Here is an 18,051-nt window from a genome sequence, read left to right on the forward strand (position 1 = left end):
TATCAAAATGTACTATAGTTTTTTCATGATATTATTTCCGGATTTTCCCTCGTTTTCAGCGACCCTGAATTTTACGATTTCACGAATCAAATCATAGGGCATAGGCTTATCCAGGGGGAATTGTACCGTCGCCTTTGAGGTCTTGTACTCTGTCATCTTATCTTTAAACGCACTGATTCCACTTGGAGTAGGATAAAACCCAATATGATTTTTATATGCAGCAAAATGCACCAGATTTCCATGCAGGGCGAAAGTAGGCATTTGATAGCTGATCTTCTCCTGTGCGGCAGGCACCGTCTCAATAATCACTTCTCTTAAGGATTGTAAACGTTCCTGGACGCCTTCCGGGAATTGGGCAATATATTCATCGACGGTCGTAAATGACTTCTTGTTTCCTTCCATTATAAAGACTCCTTTCTGAAAAACATGGATAAAAATGATTACTTAATTTAGTTTATCCTAAAAAATTCGTTGGTGTCACCTCCCCCAACGAATTTTCCGTATGTCCTATTATCCTTGTTGACCATTCCTAATTTCATAAAGAGCCCCTCTTCTATCCAATAGAAAAGGGGCTCTGTCTTTCTTTTATTTCATCCACTCCGTATGGAAAATACCTTCTTTGTCCACACGTTCGTAGGTATGAGCACCAAAGTAGTCCCGCTGAGCCTGGATCAAATTCGCAGGAAGCGTTTCTGTACGGTAGCTGTCATAATAAGATAAGGCTGCCGAGAAGCCGGGAACGGGTACGCCATTCTGGACGGCTACACTGATGACTTCGCGAAGTGCGTATTGGTAGCTTTCGACGATCTCTTTGAAGTAAGGATCGAGTAAAAGGTTAGTGAGATTGGATTCACGGTCATATGCTTCTTTAATCTTCTGCAGGAACTGTGCACGGATGATACAGCCTCCGCGGAAGATCATGGCGATATCTCCGTATTGTAGATCCCATTTGTACTCATCAGACGCAGAACGCATCTGGGCGAAGCCTTGCGCATACGAACAGATCTTACTCATGTAAAGAGCTTTCCGAATCGATTCCACCAATGCTTTCTTATCACCATCGAATGGTTTCGTGTCTGGACCTTTCAGCATCTTGCTAGCCTTTACGCGTTCATCCTTAATAGCTGAAATGAAACGGGCGAAGACAGACTCCGTGATGATCGGTAAAGATACACCGAGATCCAGTGCACTTTGACTTGTCCATTTACCCGTACCCTTTTGACCTGCTTTATCGAGGATGACATCCACCATCGGCTTGCCGGTTTCTTCATCTTTCTTCGTAAAGATATCTGCTGTGATTTCGATGAGATAGCTGTCAAGCTCACCTTCATTCCAATCCGCAAACACTTCATGAAGTTCTTCTGCACTTAAGCCAAGGACATTTTTCATGAGGAAGTAGGATTCCGAGATCAGCTGCATATCTCCGTATTCGATACCGTTGTGCACCATTTTCACATAGTGACCTGCGCCGTCGGGACCGATATACGTCGTACAAGGGTCTCCGTCAACCTTCGCTGCGATATCTTTCAGGATAGGGGCCACGAGATCATATGCTTCCTTCTGTCCACCAGGCATGATCGAAGGACCTGTCAGAGCACCTTCTTCCCCACCGGACACACCCGTTCCGATAAAATGAATGCCAAGTTCGCTTAGTTCCTGATTGCGTCGACGGGTATCCTCGAAGAACGTATTTCCCCCATCAATCAAGATGTCACCTTTTTCAAGATAGGGCTTTAATTGTTCGATGGTGGCATCTGTCGGGTTTCCCGCTTTGACCATCAGAAGAATCTTGCGGGGGCTTTCCAATGAATTTACAAATTCCTCGATTGTATATGTAGGATTGATATTCTTGCCCTTCGATTCGTTCATCATTTCTTCCGTTTTCTCACTGGAACGATTGTATACAGAAACAGAATATCCCCTGCTTTCAATATTCCATGCCAAGTTTTTACCCATAACGGCTAATCCGATAACACCAATTTCCTGAGCCATAACATCAACGTCCTTTCATCTATAGAATCATGATTTCATTACTTCTTTAGTTTCATCAAATGAATGACCGGAGTCTATTTCAATCTAACAAGAATGGGTCACTGATGCAAATAATCCGATTGAGAAGTACGTCACTGTTATAAGGTGTCCCCATTCACAACTGTCATTCCCTTAAAAAGTCTTTATTGAAGCTTGTGTCCTGTTTCTGGTCATAAGACTTTTTCTTATTCTTGGCTTTAATCCCTTGAGAGATGGAATCTTTCCCAAACTTGTCATGAAGCTTGGATAATACGTTGTAGAGTGGCTCCTTTTCGGCGACTTTCTTATAAGAAAATAAGTCCAGCTGTTCCGTGGCTTCGCTTTTCTCCACGACATCCTGTGCCGTGACCCCCAGGAGCCTTACAGGATCCCCATCCCAATGCTTCAGGAATAAGTCTTTCGCATGGTGGAATAGGTCTTCTTTTTTATAGATGGGATTTTCCACCTTTTTGCTTCTGGTGATGGTTTTCCTGGACTTATCCCGGATCATCAGCTGAATCGTCGTTCCCAGTACATCTTTTTGTTGAAGTCGCGACGATACCTTTGCACACAGCTTTTCTACAACCAATAAAAGCTCATGTTGATTCGTGGTATCCTTTGGCAAGGTTGTGGAATTGCCTACGCTCTTATAATCATAAATCGACTCCGGGTCCACATTCCTTCTGTCGATTCCATTGGCTCGCTCTTTAAGACGGAGACCATTGATCCCGAGCAATGACTTCAACTGGATATCGTTGGCATGGGCAAGGTCGCTGCATGTAAGGATACCGATTGAATTCAGCTTCTCGGCAGTCTTCTGACCAATCCCATGCATTTCAATGACGGGGAGCGGCCACAGCTTATTCGGGATATCCCTTTTACGCAGCACGGTGATTCCCATAGGTTTCTTCATATCTGATGCCGTTTTCGCCAGGAATTTATTGGGCGCAACACCTATACTGCATGGAAGGTCTAACTGACCCTTGATCTGGGCCTGAATGTCCGAGGCAATTTGTAATGGAGTTCCTTTCTCGAAAGAATCCGTAATATCGAGATACCCTTCATCAATCGACACGGGTTCCACTAATTCTGTATATTGTCTGAGGATATCGAATATTCCTTTGGAGGCGGCACGGTAACGGTCGAAGTTGGGTGTCATGATAACCAGATCCGGACAGAGTTTTTTGGCCTCCCAAAGAGGCATCGTCGTTTTCACACCAAAGCCCCTGGCTTCGTAGCTGCATGTCACGATGATGCCCCGTCTTTCCTGGGGATTCCCGGCTATAGCCAGGGGTTTCCCCCGCAGAGTAGGATCATAGGCCATCTCCACAGAGGCATAAAAACTGTTCATATCAACATGAAGGATCACTCGTCCGTTTTTGGGATAGTGTGAGTTCATTTCAATCGCGGCTTTCTTTGTCTAGTTTTGATGTGTTTTTTGCTCGTTTACGTAATCCTTTATTTCATTTATACCTTCTAAGCTTTCCACTAAAACATCGGGATCAATTTGGGTCAAAAGGGAATCTTCAAGATTGATGATGCCTGAAAAATAGGTTGTTTTCGAGTAAGCAAGTAAACCGACGTTTGTTATCGATTCATCCGGCACTTCGATGATTTCCTTTGCTTCCATCACGACCAGACCGACCTGCATCGTTTTCGTCTGGACGACGAGGAGAAACATTCCCCTTTCAGCAATCGCAGGGGTATGATACAGGATATTTCCTAAATCAAGGACCGGAATCAGCTCTCCCCTGACCTTTACAAGTCCCAGGACAAATGGGGGTAAGTGAGGGATCGCCCTGACCTCCTCCACCTTTTCAATGGATACTACGTTCTCAATCGGCAGAGCATATTCTTCTTTTCCGGCATGAAATACAACTACTTTCGGCAATGTATAACGTCCCCTCTCGCATTTCTGATATGTATACTACTAATGTACCATATTTTACAATTGGGCGCAGATTTGAAGGAAGAAAAAAAGTCCATGTACAAAAGATAACCCTTTTGCACGTGGACTTTTTTCTTTCTATTGTCCAGCTACGGGGCTTAGAGGCTCGAGGTCATAAGTTAAACCGACCAAAAAGGCAAAAAACGCCTTTACGGTCGGTTCACCTTATGCTTGTCGCCTCTGGGCAAAGCCCCTCCGCTTTTCTATTGTCCAGCTACGGGGCTTAGAGGCTCGAGGTCATAAGTTAAACCGACCAAAAAGGCAAAAAACGCCTTTACGGTCGGTTCACCTTATGCTTGTCGCCTCTGGGCAAAGCCCCTCCGCTTTTCTATTGTCCAGCTACGGGGCTTAGAGGCTCGAGGTCATAAGTTAAACCGACCAAAAAGGCAAAAAACGCCTTTACGGTCGGTTCACCTTATGCTTGTCGCCTCTGGGCAAAGCCCCTTCGCTTTTCTGTGTCCAGCTCCGGCGGCTAGGCCCTCGAGGTCATAAGCTAAATCCGGCAAAAAGGCAAAGAACGCCTTTCCGCCGGATTCATCTTATGCTTGTCGGGCCTGTTCGAGCCGCCTCCGCTTTTCTATTCCCCAGCGACTTCCTGGATGATGGCTACTACCATTTCTGAAAGCTTGTTTAGTTCTTCTACAGGCATTCTTTCGCTTTTGGTATGGATTTCTTCGTATCCTACTGCAAGGTTTACAGTCGGTACTCCGAATCCGGCGATGACGTTGGCGTCGCTTCCGCCTCCGCTTGTGAGCAGCTCGCTCGGGCGGCCGATTTTCTTCGCCGCACGTTTTGCCACTTCCACTACTTCGTCACCGTCTTTGAACTTGAAGCCTGGGTACATGACTTGAACCTCGACTTCCGCTTTCCCGCCCATTTCTTCGGCAACGGAAGTGAAGGCGGCTTTCATTTTTTCTACCTGTGCTTCCATTTTTTCAGGAACCAGGGAACGGGCTTCAGCAAGGATATCGGCTTGTTCGCATACGATATTCGTTGCTTTTCCACCTTCAAAGCGGCCGATGTTCGCAGTCGTTTCTTCATCGATACGGCCAAGTGGCATTTTAGAGATGGCTTTCGCTGCAATCGTGATGGCAGAAACGCCTTTTTCAGGAGCTACACCTGCGTGTGCCGTTTTTCCATAGATTGTCGCCTTCACTTTAGCCTGTGTCGGTGCTGCTACGATGATGTTTCCTACTTTTCCATCACTATCAAGGGCGAAACCGTATTTCGCTTTGACAAGAGAGGAATCCAGGGCTTTTGCCCCAACGAGACCTGACTCTTCCCCTACCGTGATGATAAACTGTATGTCACCGTGAGAAATATTGTTTTCTTTAAGAACGCGCACGGATTCAAGCATAGTGGCAAGGCCGGCTTTGTCATCGGCTCCGAGTATGGTTGTCCCATCGGAATAAATGTAACCATCTTCCTTAAGAGTAGGCTTTACCCCTTTGGCAGGGACCACGGTATCCATATGGGAAGTGAAATAAATGGTATCCACTCCATCTTTATTCCCTTTTAATGTACAGATCAGGTTGCCGGCACCGTGGCCCGTTTCCCCCATCGTGTCGTCTTCGAATACCTCCACTCCAAGGTCGGAGAATTTCTTTGTTAATACTTTCGCGATTTCCGCTTCTTCTTTCGTTTCAGAATCGATCTGGACCAATTCCAGGAATTCATTTAATAAACGCTCTTCATTAATCATTTAGTAGACCTCCACAAATATGTATTCACTTCTATAGTATAGCGTGAATAGCCGGGTTCAACAAATGGTACACCTTTTACAATGGGATATTCCCGTGCTTTTTCTTCGGACGTTCTTCCCGTTTATTTCTCATCATTTCCAGTCCTTGAATCAATTTGATCCGGGTTTCACGGGGATCGATAACATCATCCACCATCCCACGAGACGCGGCGACGTATGGATTCGCGAACTTTTCACGATATTCTTCAATCTTCTGTTCCCTTAACTCTTCAGGGTTATCGTTCGATGCAATTTCCCTGGCAAAAATGATGTTCGCTGCGCCTTGTGGCCCCATGACGGCGATCTCCGCATTCGGCCAGGCAAATACAAGATCCGCACCGATCGATTTACTGTTCAGGGCCACATACGCCCCGCCATACGCTTTCCTTAGGATCACAGTCATTTTAGGGACTGTCGCTTCAGAATACGCATATAGAATCTTGGCGCCATGACGGATGATCCCTCCATGCTCCTGCTTGATCCCAGGGAAGAATCCCGTAACATCCTCGAACGTAATGAGAGGAATATTGAATGAATCACAGAACCTGATGAAACGGGACGCTTTGTCGGAAGAATCGATATCAAGGCCACCAGCCATGAACTTTGGCTGATTACATACAAGTCCGACGACTTCGCCTTTTATGCGGGCCAGCCCCACAACGATGTTTTTGGCGAATTCCTTCTGAACCTCCATGAAGCTTCCTTCATCGACGATTTCATTGATGACGGTCCGTACGTCGTATGGACGAATCGCATCAAATGGAATCAGGTCCGTTAAGTTGGCACGGTAATCATCTTCTTCATCCGCATCGAGGCGAGGGGGCTTCTCTTCATTGTTTTGAGGCAGGTATGTTAATAATCTTCGAACCTCTTGTAACACCTCTTCTTCCGTTTTCCCCCTGAAATGGGCATTTCCGCTGATGGAATTATGAACCTTTGCCCCACCGAGATCCTCTGAGCTTATTTTTTCCCCAGTCACGGTTTCAATGACTTTAGGTCCTGTGATGAACATTTGGCTCGTCTCATCCACCATAAAGACAAAATCCGTAATGGCAGGGGAGTAAACCGCCCCACCGGCGCAAGGACCCATGATGACGGATATTTGCGGAATCACACCTGAATAGACGGCGTTTCGATAGAAGATATGTCCATAGCCATCTAAAGAAACGACCCCTTCCTGAATCCTTGCCCCGCCTGAATCATTCAATCCGATGAACGGAGCACCATTCTTCACGGCAAGATCCATCACATGGGAAATCTTCTTCGCGTGCATTTCTCCAAGCGCACCGCCGAACACCGTGAAATCCTGGGAGAATAAGTAAATCGGTTTCCCGTTCACCTTTCCGTACCCTGTCACGACCCCGTCACCAGGTCCCTGTACCCCTTCAAGTCCAAAGTCTGTGCATCTGTGCTCGATAAACGGGTTCAACTCCACAAAGCTCCCCGGGTCAACCAGGATATCGATCCGCTCCCTTGCTGTCAGTTTTCCTTTTTCATGCTGCTTGTCTATTTTTTCATCTCCGCCGCCAAGTTCCACTTCTCTTCTGCGGTCGTATAATTCATTGATTTTTTCATAAATATCCATTGTGGTTACTCCCCTTTGATGTTGGATTTATCACAAAGCTCGTATAAAACGCCGTGGGCTGATTTCGGATGCATGAAGGCGACGGAGGCCCCGCCGGCACCAGGCTTCGGCGTTTCGTTGATCATCCGTACCCCTTTGGTCTGGAGCTCTTTGATGCGCTCCTCGATTCCTTCTACACCGAAGGCTATATGGTGAATCCCTTCACCCTTTTTTTCTATGAATGCCGCAATCGGGCTTTCTTTATGTAGTGGCTCCAGTAACTCGAGCTTAAGATTTCCGCCATCCATGAATGCTACCTTGACACCTTGATTCTCTACTTCTTCGATCTTCAATAGTGGAAGACCGAGAGTATCTTCATAAAATGCGAGAACATTGTCTATTGATGAAACTGCTATTCCGATATGATCTACCTTTTTCATCCCTATCATCCCCCTGTTGTTTGCATGCTCCACCCATATAGTATTCCATACTTGTTGTCGAATTTCCTCCTATAGAGACGAATAATTAAAGCGTTTTCTTTTATTGGGGTGGTTGTCTTCTCTCATTATTCACGTTAAAATAGAGATGAAAATGATTCTACGTTTAATTGGAAGAATGGAGCGATACGATGGGTAATAAAAAAATGCAAAAGATCATTGTATTTGTGATGCTGTTTGCGATGATTGCATCCACGATCATGGCAGGACTGTCATTCTTATTATAAAAATAGTAACAAAAAGGAGCTGCTGTTCGAATCCATCGATCAGCAGCTCCTTTTTATATCGCCCCATATTCTTTCCCCAACTGATTGAAGCTCTTCTTCGTTTTCACGACGAGTACCTTGGTGCCGACGGGTGCTTTGTCAAACAGATATTCAACATTTTTATTCTGCATCCGGATGCATCCATTGGAGATGTATCTCCCTATGCTCGATGGCCGGTTCGTCCCGTGGATTCCGTAGATCCGGCCATCCGTCCCTTCTGCATCAAATCCGATCCAACGTGTTCCGAGGGGGTTTCTCGGGTCCCCGCCAGGGATGTTCTTCTTACGATAGTAGGGGTCCTTGGCTTTCACCATAACATTAAATAAACCTTCCGGGGTGAGCTCAGCCGTTTTTCCTGTGGCGACGGGAAAGGTAGCCTGTATTTTCCCGTCGTCAATATACGCCAATTGATTGTTTTCCTTGTTCACGATGATAAACGGATCTCCCGGTATCGGGTTCCTCCCGAGTGGCCATATGGGAGAAGCGAACAATATGATGGCAAGAAGTAAGCGCATCCTATCACCTTCTTCATGTTTTAGGTGTAGTTTGCTTCACTTTCCTCCTTTTTTATTCCTTTGAACGAGCTTTTCAAGAGAAGATACTGTTCCATTTCCTGAACAAATTGATAAAGCGCGGCACGTGTTTCAAACTCTTCCCTCGTTTTCGGCAGCTCCATCTGCTCGAACTCCACTTTCATATCGTACAGTTTTTTCAAGTAAAAGAGCGCCGTATTCCCTGGATGGATATGATCGCTCAGTTCTTCCAGGAAATCTGCGATGCGATGACCCTGCTCGACGGTTAATGAAATATTTGTGGCAATCGGCAGGATGCGCTGAAGGATTTCAAACTGTTTCTCCCTCATTTTGAAATATAAATAGTATAAGTTCTCATCCCTTAAAAAATGGTTTTCTACATCTTTAAAGGCGATCGTCTTCGCCTCTTTGAGCAGCTGTTCCGTTTCTGTGATCTCCCTGCCGTCCCAATCGCTATCATTTGTCTTTAAATAGTTGATCATTTCACAGAAAACCTTATAAAAATTCGCTTCGATTTTTTCCTGATACTCGATCATCTTTTTATCGACGCTCGGCATATACAGGTTCATCAAGAGGGCAATCCCGATCCCGATCACGATGATTCCAAGCTCATTTTCAAAAAGGCCAAGGGTGACATGACCGGCTGAGTATACATGCAGGATGATGACGGAGCTTGTGACGATCCCCTCTTTGATGTTCAAGGCAACGGTGATGGGAATGAACACAAGAAGCAGCAAACCGATGACCGCCGGATGATAGGCGATAAATTCGAAAAAGGCGGCAGAAAATACCATGGCAATCACACAAGCCAGAAAACGGCTCCATGATGCATTCACCGATTTCTTCTTCGTATTCTGAATGCACAGGATCGTCAATATCCCGGCTGATACGAAGTTATCCAGGTGGAACCACTGGGCGATGCTGATGGCAGCCGCGGTGCCGATTCCTGTCTTAAGTGTCCGATATCCGATTCGAAACATTCATCTTACTCCTAACTACTTCATTTTTTAGCTACTCTAGGATACCATAAACAGGCTTGAACATAAAAAGAAGGATTAACGAATGATGCCGTTAATCCTTCATCCCTATAATATTTTCTCAAGGAATCCTTTTCCCCTGTCACTTTGCGGGTTCGAGAAAAAGGCCTGGGGTTCTCCCTCTTCAATGATCTTTCCATCATCCATGAAGAGGATCCTGTCCGCAACCTCTCTTGCAAAGCCCATTTCATGGGTCACGATGATCATCGTCATCCCTGTGTGAGCGAGTGATTTCATGACATCCAGAACTTCTTTCACCATTTCGGGATCCAGGGCAGACGTCGGTTCATCGAATAACATGACTTTTGGTTCCATTGCAAGTGCCCTTGCAATGGCCACACGCTGCTTCTGTCCGCCTGATAAACGGCTCGGGTATTCATTGCACTTTTCTTTCAGACCGACTTTTGTCAGGAGGTCCGTCCCTAATTTCGCAGCTTCCGTTTTGTTCATGCCCTTCACTTTCATTGGGGCGTAAATGACATTTTCCAATGCGGTCATATGGGGAAAGAGGTGAAAATGCTGAAATACCATGCCGACGTCCTGTCTTACCTTGTGGATGGCTTTCCCCTTCACTTGGGCTCCTTCAAAGTAAATCGATCCCGATGTCGGTTCTTCCAGGTGATTCAAACACCGTAATAAAGTGGATTTCCCTGAACCTGATGGACCGATCAATGCGACGACTTCCCCTTTCTCAACCGAGAAGTCGATTCCCTTTAAAACCTGATGCTTTCCAAACGACTTGGTAATCTGTTCGCCTTTAATCATTTCCACGCAGTCTCCCTTCCAGCACTTTCCCTAGTAAAGTCAGAATCATAACGAGCACATAATAGATCAGTCCTGCGAATAAAAGCGGTTCAAAGAAGGAATACAAGTCACTTCCAACCATGTATGAACGCCTCATCACATCTGCAGCACCGATCACCGTGACGATGGCGGATTCCTTGGTGAGCGTGATGAATTCATTCATCAGCGCAGGGAGGATATTCTTGATCGCCTGAGGCAGGATCACGTCTTTCATCATCAATCGGTAAGGCACTCCCAGCGCCATCGCGGCTTCCGTTTGCCCTTTGTCCACTGCATTGATTCCCGCACGGATGATTTCGGATATATAGGCAGCCGAATTAAGGGAAAAAGCGAGGATCGCTGCGTAATAAGGTTCGATCTGTGTCCCGAAAAGCTGAGGCGATCCGTAGAAGATGATCATCAGCTGAAGGACGAGGGGAGTTCCCCTGAATATGGATGTATAAAGATCGGCAAGCAGGGTCAGTGGTTTGATGGAACTAATTTTACAAAAGGCAAGAAGAATACCGAATAGGAACCCGAGCACCCCTGCTAACGCGACAATTTTAAGTGTGACCTTCAATCCTTCCAAAATAAAGGGGATCGAAGGAATCAGTTGTTCAAAATCTAGTGGCATAATGGTCCCCTCCAACGTTGTAATGTGGCATTTAATAGGAAGGGCTAACCGGATTAGAGGTTAGCCCTTCTTTAATCTACTGTTCTCCGTCAAACCATTTTTCAGCGAGTTTTTCCAGTTCTCCACTGTCTTTCAGCTTCTTCAATGCGTCATTGAATTCACCTGTCAGCTCGCTGTCCTTTGGAAGGGCGACCGCAGAACCTGCCTCTTCTTCATTTACATTCATCGTATTCCCTTGAAGCTCTTCATTTTTGTCCAAATATCCGTTTGCCACTGTATTTTCGATGATGATGGCGTCAAAGCGTCCATTTTGAAGATCCTGGATCAGTTCAGGAATACGATCACGAGTGTCCACTTTCAGCTTGATCGATTTTGAAAGTTCTTCTGCCGCATCTTGTTGGATCGAGCCTAATTGAACTCCCACCGTTTTCCCATCGAGGTCCTTTTCACTCTGGATGCCGCTTTTCTTAGTCGAGATGATCATATCTTTAGCCGTGTAGTAGACATCACTGAAGTCAACATTCTTCTGTCGTTCCGGCGTTGGCGTCATGGCAGAAAGGACAAAATCCACCTGTCCGGTTTTCAGGGCGGAGATCAATCCGCTGAATTCCATATCCTTGATTTCGATTTCATAACCCATTTCATCTGCAAGCATATTGGCAAGATCGATGTCATACCCGATGATTTTGTCGCTGTTGGCCGTGTCGACATATTCAAACGGTTTATAATCGGCCGACGTCCCCATGGTCAGCTTCTTGGATTCCCCCGAAGCAGGCTTGTCTTCTCCTGAGCCGCATGCTGCGAGAGTAGTAGAAAGGATTAATACGAATACGAGAGATAATAGCTTTTTCATTGTGATTCCTCCTGGGTTGTTGTGTATAAATATAATATATAATGTATATTAATTACTATATTCGTATTGTAGCAGAGTTCAATATTTATGCAATACTTTTTATAAATATTGATAATTGATTATATTTTCTGAAAATTTATGTGTTGGTAATGACTATTTAATTGGGATGAACGGTAGTAGTTGGTGTATTTTATGCATAATCTATGCACGGAGTATGAATCAAATAGAAAAGAAGTGATTCATTGGGGGTTATGGAGATCTGAACGAGCGTTCACTGCCATGAAGAGGGGTGAATGTCAGCCTGTTGCTGTCATTGCGTCATTTTTGAAGGTGATTGCGTCATTATTGATTTAATTGCGTCGTTTTTCCATTTATTGCGTCTTTTCCAATAGGAATTGCGTCTTCTTACAAAATAAGGAATCTCTTCAGACTCAATATATCAGCTAAAAATAAAAAAACGTCAAGCCTCTCACTCTCACAGTGAGAAACTTGACGAAATGTTTTATACCTCTTCGCAATACTCATCAAAGTACGATTGAAGTTTGTTCACAACGGACATTGGATCATGTCCTTCGATCTCGTGTCTTTCAACCATCGTCAGGAGCTTTCCGTCTTTCAATAGGGCGAATGACGGTGAAGATGGCGGATAACCCGTGAAGTAACTGCGTGCTTTCGCAGTCGCTTCTTTATCCTGACCGGCGAAAACCGTGACCAATTGATCCGGACGCTTATCGAAGTGAATGGAATGAGCGGCTGCGGGACGGGCGATCCCTCCTGCACATCCACAAACCGAGTTGACCATGACAAGTGTTGTACCTTCTTTAGAAAAAGCCTGATCCACTTCTTCTTCTGTTGTCAATTGGGTATACCCTGCTGTCTCGATTTCTTGACGGGCCTGGCGGACAACGTCGTTCATAAATAAATTGAAATCTATATCCATGCTTGAACTCTCCTTTAATCGCTGACTTAATCATATCTCAAATTACAAAGGGATCTGATATACCCCTATCATAACAATTTCAAACCCTATCTTTCAATCAAAATTACCTATTCTCATGAAGTAAGGCTTCTTTGTATTGTTTCAGCAAATCTTCCACTGCCTGGGAAGTCGTAAACTCCCCTTCTTTCACCCGACTTTCCATAGTAGGGAGGGATGACTTGATGGTCTTATGAAAGAGAAAGTCTGATAGTATCCTTTCTCTCAGCATCGTATGAAACCATTCCTGCTTTTGGACAAGCCTTCTTTCTTCGAAAACACCCTGTTCTTTTGTCTGCTCTTCGAATTGTCGGACCACATCCCATAGTTCCTTCAATCCCTCATTTTTCAATGCCGAACAGGTATAAGCCTTTGAACTCCAGCCTTTTGTGGCAGGAATGAGAAAGTGAAGAATTTGATTGAGCTCCCTCCTCGTCTTCTCGGCGAGGGGCTTATTCTCTCCATCGGCTTTATTTACGAGCAACACGTCGGCAAGCTCCATGATCCCTTTTTTCATTCCCTGAAGCTCATCTCCTGCTCCGGTGATGACGAGGAGCAGGAAGAAATCGACCATCTGTCTGACCATGACTTCACTCTGACCGACCCCCACGGTCTCTATGATAATGAGGTCATACCCTGCGGCCTCGCATAAAAGGAGGGTCTCATTGGTTTTCCTGTGGACACCTCCAAGCGTCCCTGCCGTTGGGGAGGGACGGACAAAGGCACGTGGATTCTTCGACAACTGCTCCATCCTTGTTTTATCGCCTAAAATACTCCCACCTGAGATGGAAGAACTCGGATCGATGGCAAGGACGGCTACACGCAGACCCTCTTCACATAACATTTCCCCGAATTGTTCGATAAACGTACTTTTCCCGGCTCCCGGAACTCCCGTGATCCCGATTCGGAAACTATTACCGGTATGGGGGAGGAGTTCTTGCAGCAGCTCCTGTCCCAACGCATAATGCTCTTCTGCATTGCTCTCGATCAACGTGATGGCTTTCGCTAAGTGACTCCGGTCCCCGTTCAGGACCCCGGCCTTTAAATCACTGATCGAAACAGGGTCTTTTTTCTTTTTCACAAACCGCTTCTTTCGTTCCGGCTTATACTCCGTCATTAATCAGCCACTTCCTCATAGCCGAGCACTTCATAAATTTCTTTAATCACTTTTTGTGCGGCTACCGGAATGATCGTTCCAGGGCCAAAGACGGCAGATGCCCCGTTGGATAGAAGGAAGTCATAGTCACCCGCTGGAATCACCCCGCCGATGACGACAAGGATGTCTTCCCTTCCAAGTTTCTTCAGTTCTGCCACTAATTGAGGCAGAAGCGTTTTATGACCTGCGGCCAATGAACTGACCCCAATGACATGTACATCATTTTCAACGGCCTGCAGAGCCGTCTCTTCAGGGGTCTGGAACAACGGCCCGATATCCACATCGAATCCAAGATCGGCAAATGCCGTACTGATCACTTTCGCCCCCCTGTCATGACCGTCCTGCCCCATCTTGGCGATGAGAATTCGTGGCCTTCTTCCTTCATTCTCCAAAAATTCTTCCGTCATCTCTTTCACGATATTGATTTCCTGTTCATTTGAAAAATTCGAGCTGTACACCCCGCTTATACTCCGGATCGTCGCTTTATGCCTGCCCGATACTTTTTCAATCGCATCGGAGATTTCCCCTAAGGTCGCACGTGCCCTTGCAGCATCTACGGCTTTTTCAAGAAGGTTCCCCTCGCCTGTTTCTGCCGTTCGCGTCAAAGCTTCCAGGGTTTCAACCACTTTCTCTTCATTTCGTTCTTCCTTCAACTTTTGGATCCGTTCAAGTTGCTTCTGTCTGACCACCGTATTATCGATGTCCAGAGTTTCAATCGGATCTTCCTTATCCAGACGGTATTTATTCACCCCGATGATGGACTCGTCCCCTGAATCGATCATCGCCTGCCTTCTTGCAGCGGCTTCCTCGATGCGCATCTTCGGCAGGCCTGTTTCGATTGCTTTCGTCATGCCTCCGAGCTCTTCGATTTCTTCAATATGCTCCCATGCCTTTTCCATCAGCTGATGAGTCAGTGTCTCGACATAATGGGAACCTGCCCATGGGTCGATCACTTTCGTTATGCCCGTTTCTTCTTGAAGATACAGCTGGGTATTGCGTGCGATACGCGCCGAAAAGTCTGTCGGGAGTGCAATCGCTTCGTCAAGGGCATTGGTATGGAGCGACTGCGTGTGGCCCATTGCAGCTGCATGGGCTTCGAGTAACGTACGGATGACATTATTATAAGGATCCTGCTCCGTCAAGCTCCAACCGGATGTTTGGGAATGGGTCCTGAGCGCCATCGATTTTGGATTTTGGGGATTAAATGTTTTCATCATTTTCGCCCAGATCCTCCTCGCCGCCCTCATCTTGGCCACTTCCATGAAGTAATTCATCCCGATCGCCCAGAAGAATGACAGCCTCGGTGCGAAGGAATCGATATCGATCCCTGCCTGGAGGCCGGTCCTGACATACTCGAGACCGTCCGCCAGTGTATAGGCAAGCTCGATATCAGCGGGTGCACCGGCTTCTTGCATATGATAACCGGAAATACTGATACTGTTGAATTTCGGCATATGTTTGGAAGTATACTCGAAGATATCCGCAATGATATTCATGGACGTTTCAGGTGGATAGATGTACGTATTCCTCACCATGTATTCCTTTAAGATATCGTTCTGTATCGTACCGGATAGCTTCTCCTTCGACACACCCTGCTCTTCTGCCGTCACGATATAAAAAGCAAGGATGGGCAGGACTGCCCCGTTCATCGTCATGGAAACGGACATCTGATCAAGGGGGATCCCGTCGAACAATATCTTCATGTCCAGGATGGAATCGATGGCAACACCTGCTTTTCCTACATCTCCAACAACCCTTGGATGATCCGAGTCATACCCGCGGTGAGTCGCCAAATCAAATGCCACCGACAATCCTTTCTGCCCCATACTTAAGTTTCTTCTATAAAAAGCATTGCTTTCTTCAGCGGTAGAAAAACCCGCATACTGCCTGACCGTCCAAGGACGATTCACATACATCGTCGGATACGGCCCCCTTGTGTATGGAGCGAGGCCGGGTAAATCTTCTCGATGAGAAATATTTTCCGAATCCACTTCTGTATATAAAGGTTTTATGGCGATTTTTTCATTCGTTTCGTAGGGACTCCCGGTAAGGTGGATGTCCCCCGCTTCCCCTTTATTCGAATACGGGTTGATTTGTTGCCAATCAGGCTTCGTCATGGTCTTTCCCCTCCTCCCAAATGGTTAATAGTTCATCCAATTTTTCCAGGATGTTTTGTTGGCTGTAGATGGACCCGTTCAATCCCTGCCGGCCCCATTCACTTCTGCTTTCATCAGGGATTCTTCCAGCTATGTCGATCACAATGGAAGAATCCACGTGATGGACGGCTTCAGTGATCATTGAAAGTTTATCGTGATATTCTTCGTCTTTTCCGCACACTACATAGTACGGATACCGGGTTTCTTCCACGAATTGCAGGATATCTTCCTTGGAGAAGCAATCCGTACTTTGATCCGCGTGAATACCGCCCGTCGCTAAAAATCCTTTTACAAAATCCGCACGGGGCTTATACGTTTTCAGTTCGCCTAACCCGATCAGACCGGCAGTGGGATTATTTCCTAGTTTTTGTGCCCGCTCTCTTAATTTCTCAAAAGGAAGAGAGAGACGTTCTCCCGCGGCTCGAGAAATCGGAAGGGTCTCTTCCAGGTTTGCATAGATGTTCGTCCCGATCATGGAGTTCTTCCGGGTGGCTAGATCTCGGATGCGGGCGTCCCTTACTACTCTTATCTTCTCATCGATCGATCCATTAGCGAGGAGGGCAAGGATCCCCCCCTCTTTATCCAACTGCTGGAATTCCTTCCATGCACGCTTTCCTACTTCATCTGAAAGCCACTCCACGAAATAGGAACCACCCCCGGGGTCCAGGACCTTATTCAAATGAGCTTCTTCTCCCAGGACAAGTTGAGTGTTACGGGCAATCCTTTCAGCGAGGGGAGTCACTTCGCCGCTCACCTCATTGAACGGGGCCACGACAAGATAATCGACCCCTGCAAGGATCGCAGAGAATGCTTCCCCACCCCCACGGAGAATGTTTACATGGGAATCGAGGGCCGACTTGTTGAATCGGGAGGTCTCTGCACTGATGCTGATGGATTTTGCCATAGTTTGTTCACTCAAGCCGTAAGAGGTTAATACAGCTTGCCACAATTTCTTGAATGCCCTGATTTTTGCAATCTCCATAAAGAAATGACTGCCTATTGAAAAATGGAAGTGCAGGGTCTCTGCAGCCTTCTCAATTTCCCATCCGCTATCCTGAACAGCCTCCATATAAGCGACACCTTCACTCAGTGCATAAGCAAGTTCCTGTATCGCACTGGCTCCTTTGTTATGATAGGGAGCTGAATTTACAATAAGGCTCTTAATCCCTGTAATCTCCATACCAGACCCTTCGACATCATTCAGCCACCTTTCCAATCTGCTTTCATCGGACCATTCTTCCTCAGAAATGGGATCGTAACCGACAACCCCTGTCATCCCCTTACTCTCGGGGAGATCCTTCTTTCCATGCAGGGCCATGGACGTACCCTTATCAATCGAAAAAATAGGATAATCACACTCTCCCAGGCCGTTCATGAATGAGTCCAGGCCACGAGCCTTATCCAAGTCCCCAATGGAAAACGACAGACAGTTTTGCCCCCGGGACAACGCATCCCTCACGGCTTCTGAGAGTTCTCCCCAGGATTTCCTTTTGACGGGTTGGGCAATGTACCATTTATGAGTGCGCATCAATTTGTCATCAATAGTCGGGATATAATCTTTCACCCTATCACGTTGAGGTGTGTCCTCCGCTACAAATAACGGTTTAAGATCAATATGTTCATATGTGCTTGTATGTAAGGAGCTTATTCCCTTCCCCTTTAACGCTTTTTCAGCCGCTTCCTCCCATTGTGACAGTGTATGACGACTGAATGATTGGCTTTTCATATCACTAAGCTTCATAGTTCCCCTCTTTTCGTAAACTATTTTTGTAATCGTTTACATAATTTTTCACTAAGATTCTCCTAATTAAGCAAGCATCCCCTTTGAAAATTCAAAATGTTTATACTAATACTATTTTAGTATATAAACCTCCTTTCATCAATCTCTCAAGAAAAT

Annotated in this window: 18 protein-coding genes; 2 read left to right on the plus strand and 16 right to left on the minus strand. The window is 46.0% G+C overall.

The genetic code is table 11. The features are described from left to right. Positions 1-12 precede the first annotated feature (12 nt). The 7 genes from M1J35_RS16930 to mce all read right to left on the minus strand — a co-directional run bounded on the left by M1J35_RS16930 (position 13) and on the right by mce (position 7,703). Positions 13-402 (minus strand): iron chaperone, encoded by a 390-nt coding sequence (locus tag M1J35_RS16930; protein WP_224519561.1) that lies wholly within the window; start codon positions 400-402, stop codon positions 13-15. Between the two features lie 183 nt (positions 403-585). Continuing rightward, positions 586-1,992, minus strand: coding sequence for an NADP-dependent phosphogluconate dehydrogenase (gene gndA, locus M1J35_RS16935; protein ID WP_254651792.1), 1,407 nt, complete (start codon positions 1,990-1,992; stop codon positions 586-588). A gap of 163 nt (positions 1,993-2,155) precedes the next feature. After that, positions 2,156-3,409 (minus strand): DNA polymerase IV, encoded by a 1,254-nt coding sequence (locus M1J35_RS16940; protein WP_224519559.1) that lies wholly within the window; start codon positions 3,407-3,409, stop codon positions 2,156-2,158. Between the two features lie 21 nt (positions 3,410-3,430). Next, positions 3,431-3,901, minus strand: a complete 471-nt coding sequence (locus tag M1J35_RS16945; protein WP_254651793.1) for a chemotaxis protein CheW — start codon at positions 3,899-3,901, stop codon at positions 3,431-3,433. A gap of 634 nt (positions 3,902-4,535) precedes the next feature. Beyond that, a complete protein-coding gene (locus M1J35_RS16950; RefSeq protein WP_098353624.1) occupies positions 4,536-5,660 on the minus strand; it encodes a tripeptidase T in 1,125 nt (374 codons plus the stop codon). Positions 5,661-5,736: 76 nt separating this feature from the next. Further along, on the minus strand, positions 5,737-7,284 hold the full coding sequence (locus tag M1J35_RS16955; protein ID WP_224519556.1) for an acyl-CoA carboxylase subunit beta: 1,548 nt from the start codon (positions 7,282-7,284) through the stop codon (positions 5,737-5,739). 5 nt (positions 7,285-7,289) lie between these two features. Beyond that, positions 7,290-7,703 carry a methylmalonyl-CoA epimerase gene (gene mce, locus M1J35_RS16960; protein WP_079531692.1) on the minus strand — a complete coding sequence of 138 codons (414 nt, stop codon included), beginning with the start codon at positions 7,701-7,703 and terminating at the stop codon, positions 7,290-7,292. A gap of 188 nt (positions 7,704-7,891) precedes the next feature. On the opposite strand from mce, the gene prli42 reads away from it, so the two are divergent. Further along, positions 7,892-7,987: a stressosome-associated protein Prli42 gene (gene prli42 / locus M1J35_RS16965; RefSeq protein ID WP_156029987.1), complete on the plus strand. Its 96-nt coding sequence runs from the start codon at positions 7,892-7,894 to the stop codon at positions 7,985-7,987. A 53-nt stretch (positions 7,988-8,040) separates the two neighbouring features. Here prli42 and M1J35_RS16970 read toward each other — a convergent pair whose 3' ends face one another. The 5 genes from M1J35_RS16970 to M1J35_RS16990 all read right to left on the minus strand — a co-directional run bounded on the left by M1J35_RS16970 (position 8,041) and on the right by M1J35_RS16990 (position 11,866). Next, entirely contained in the window at positions 8,041-8,541 is a 501-nt protein-coding gene (locus M1J35_RS16970) for a L,D-transpeptidase (RefSeq protein WP_254651794.1), read from the minus strand. Positions 8,542-8,561: 20 nt separating this feature from the next. After that, complete coding sequence (locus M1J35_RS16975) at positions 8,562-9,539, minus strand: aromatic acid exporter family protein (RefSeq protein WP_098439928.1); 978 nt, start codon at positions 9,537-9,539, stop codon at positions 8,562-8,564. 105 nt (positions 9,540-9,644) lie between these two features. Next, a complete protein-coding gene (locus M1J35_RS16980; RefSeq protein WP_224521058.1) occupies positions 9,645-10,361 on the minus strand; it encodes an amino acid ABC transporter ATP-binding protein in 717 nt (238 codons plus the stop codon). Next, positions 10,354-11,013 carry an amino acid ABC transporter permease gene (locus M1J35_RS16985; protein WP_254651795.1) on the minus strand — a complete coding sequence of 220 codons (660 nt, stop codon included), beginning with the start codon at positions 11,011-11,013 and terminating at the stop codon, positions 10,354-10,356. Before M1J35_RS16985 ends, M1J35_RS16980 begins: the two co-directional genes overlap by 8 nt. Positions 11,014-11,089: 76 nt before the next feature. Beyond that, on the minus strand, positions 11,090-11,866 hold the full coding sequence (locus M1J35_RS16990) for a transporter substrate-binding domain-containing protein (protein WP_254651796.1): 777 nt from the start codon (positions 11,864-11,866) through the stop codon (positions 11,090-11,092). A gap of 192 nt (positions 11,867-12,058) precedes the next feature. On the opposite strand from M1J35_RS16990, the gene M1J35_RS16995 reads away from it, so the two are divergent. Then, complete coding sequence (locus M1J35_RS16995) at positions 12,059-12,220, plus strand: hypothetical protein (protein WP_254651797.1); 162 nt, start codon at positions 12,059-12,061, stop codon at positions 12,218-12,220. 148 nt (positions 12,221-12,368) lie between these two features. Here M1J35_RS16995 and M1J35_RS17000 read toward each other — a convergent pair whose 3' ends face one another. The 4 genes from M1J35_RS17000 to M1J35_RS17015 form a co-directional block, all read right to left on the minus strand. Beyond that, entirely contained in the window at positions 12,369-12,806 is a 438-nt protein-coding gene (locus tag M1J35_RS17000) for a BrxA/BrxB family bacilliredoxin (RefSeq protein WP_034758093.1), read from the minus strand. 103 nt (positions 12,807-12,909) lie between these two features. Then, positions 12,910-13,959, minus strand: a complete 1,050-nt coding sequence (meaB, locus tag M1J35_RS17005) for a methylmalonyl Co-A mutase-associated GTPase MeaB (RefSeq protein ID WP_254651798.1) — start codon at positions 13,957-13,959, stop codon at positions 12,910-12,912. After that, positions 13,959-16,115 carry a methylmalonyl-CoA mutase gene (scpA, locus tag M1J35_RS17010; RefSeq protein ID WP_254651799.1) on the minus strand — a complete coding sequence of 719 codons (2,157 nt, stop codon included), beginning with the start codon at positions 16,113-16,115 and terminating at the stop codon, positions 13,959-13,961. Before scpA ends, meaB begins: the two co-directional genes overlap by 1 nt. Continuing rightward, the gene (locus tag M1J35_RS17015; protein ID WP_254651800.1) at positions 16,102-17,895 is read right to left on the minus strand and encodes a methylmalonyl-CoA mutase family protein; all 1,794 of its coding nucleotides are present in this window, start codon (positions 17,893-17,895) and stop codon (positions 16,102-16,104) included. The genes scpA and M1J35_RS17015 overlap by 14 nt, the downstream gene beginning before the upstream one ends. Between the last annotated feature and the right edge of the window lie 156 nt (positions 17,896-18,051).

The organism is Rossellomorea sp. KS-H15a (genome assembly GCF_024195245.1).
Taxonomy (GTDB): domain Bacteria; phylum Bacillota; class Bacilli; order Bacillales; family Bacillaceae_B; genus Rossellomorea; species Rossellomorea vietnamensis.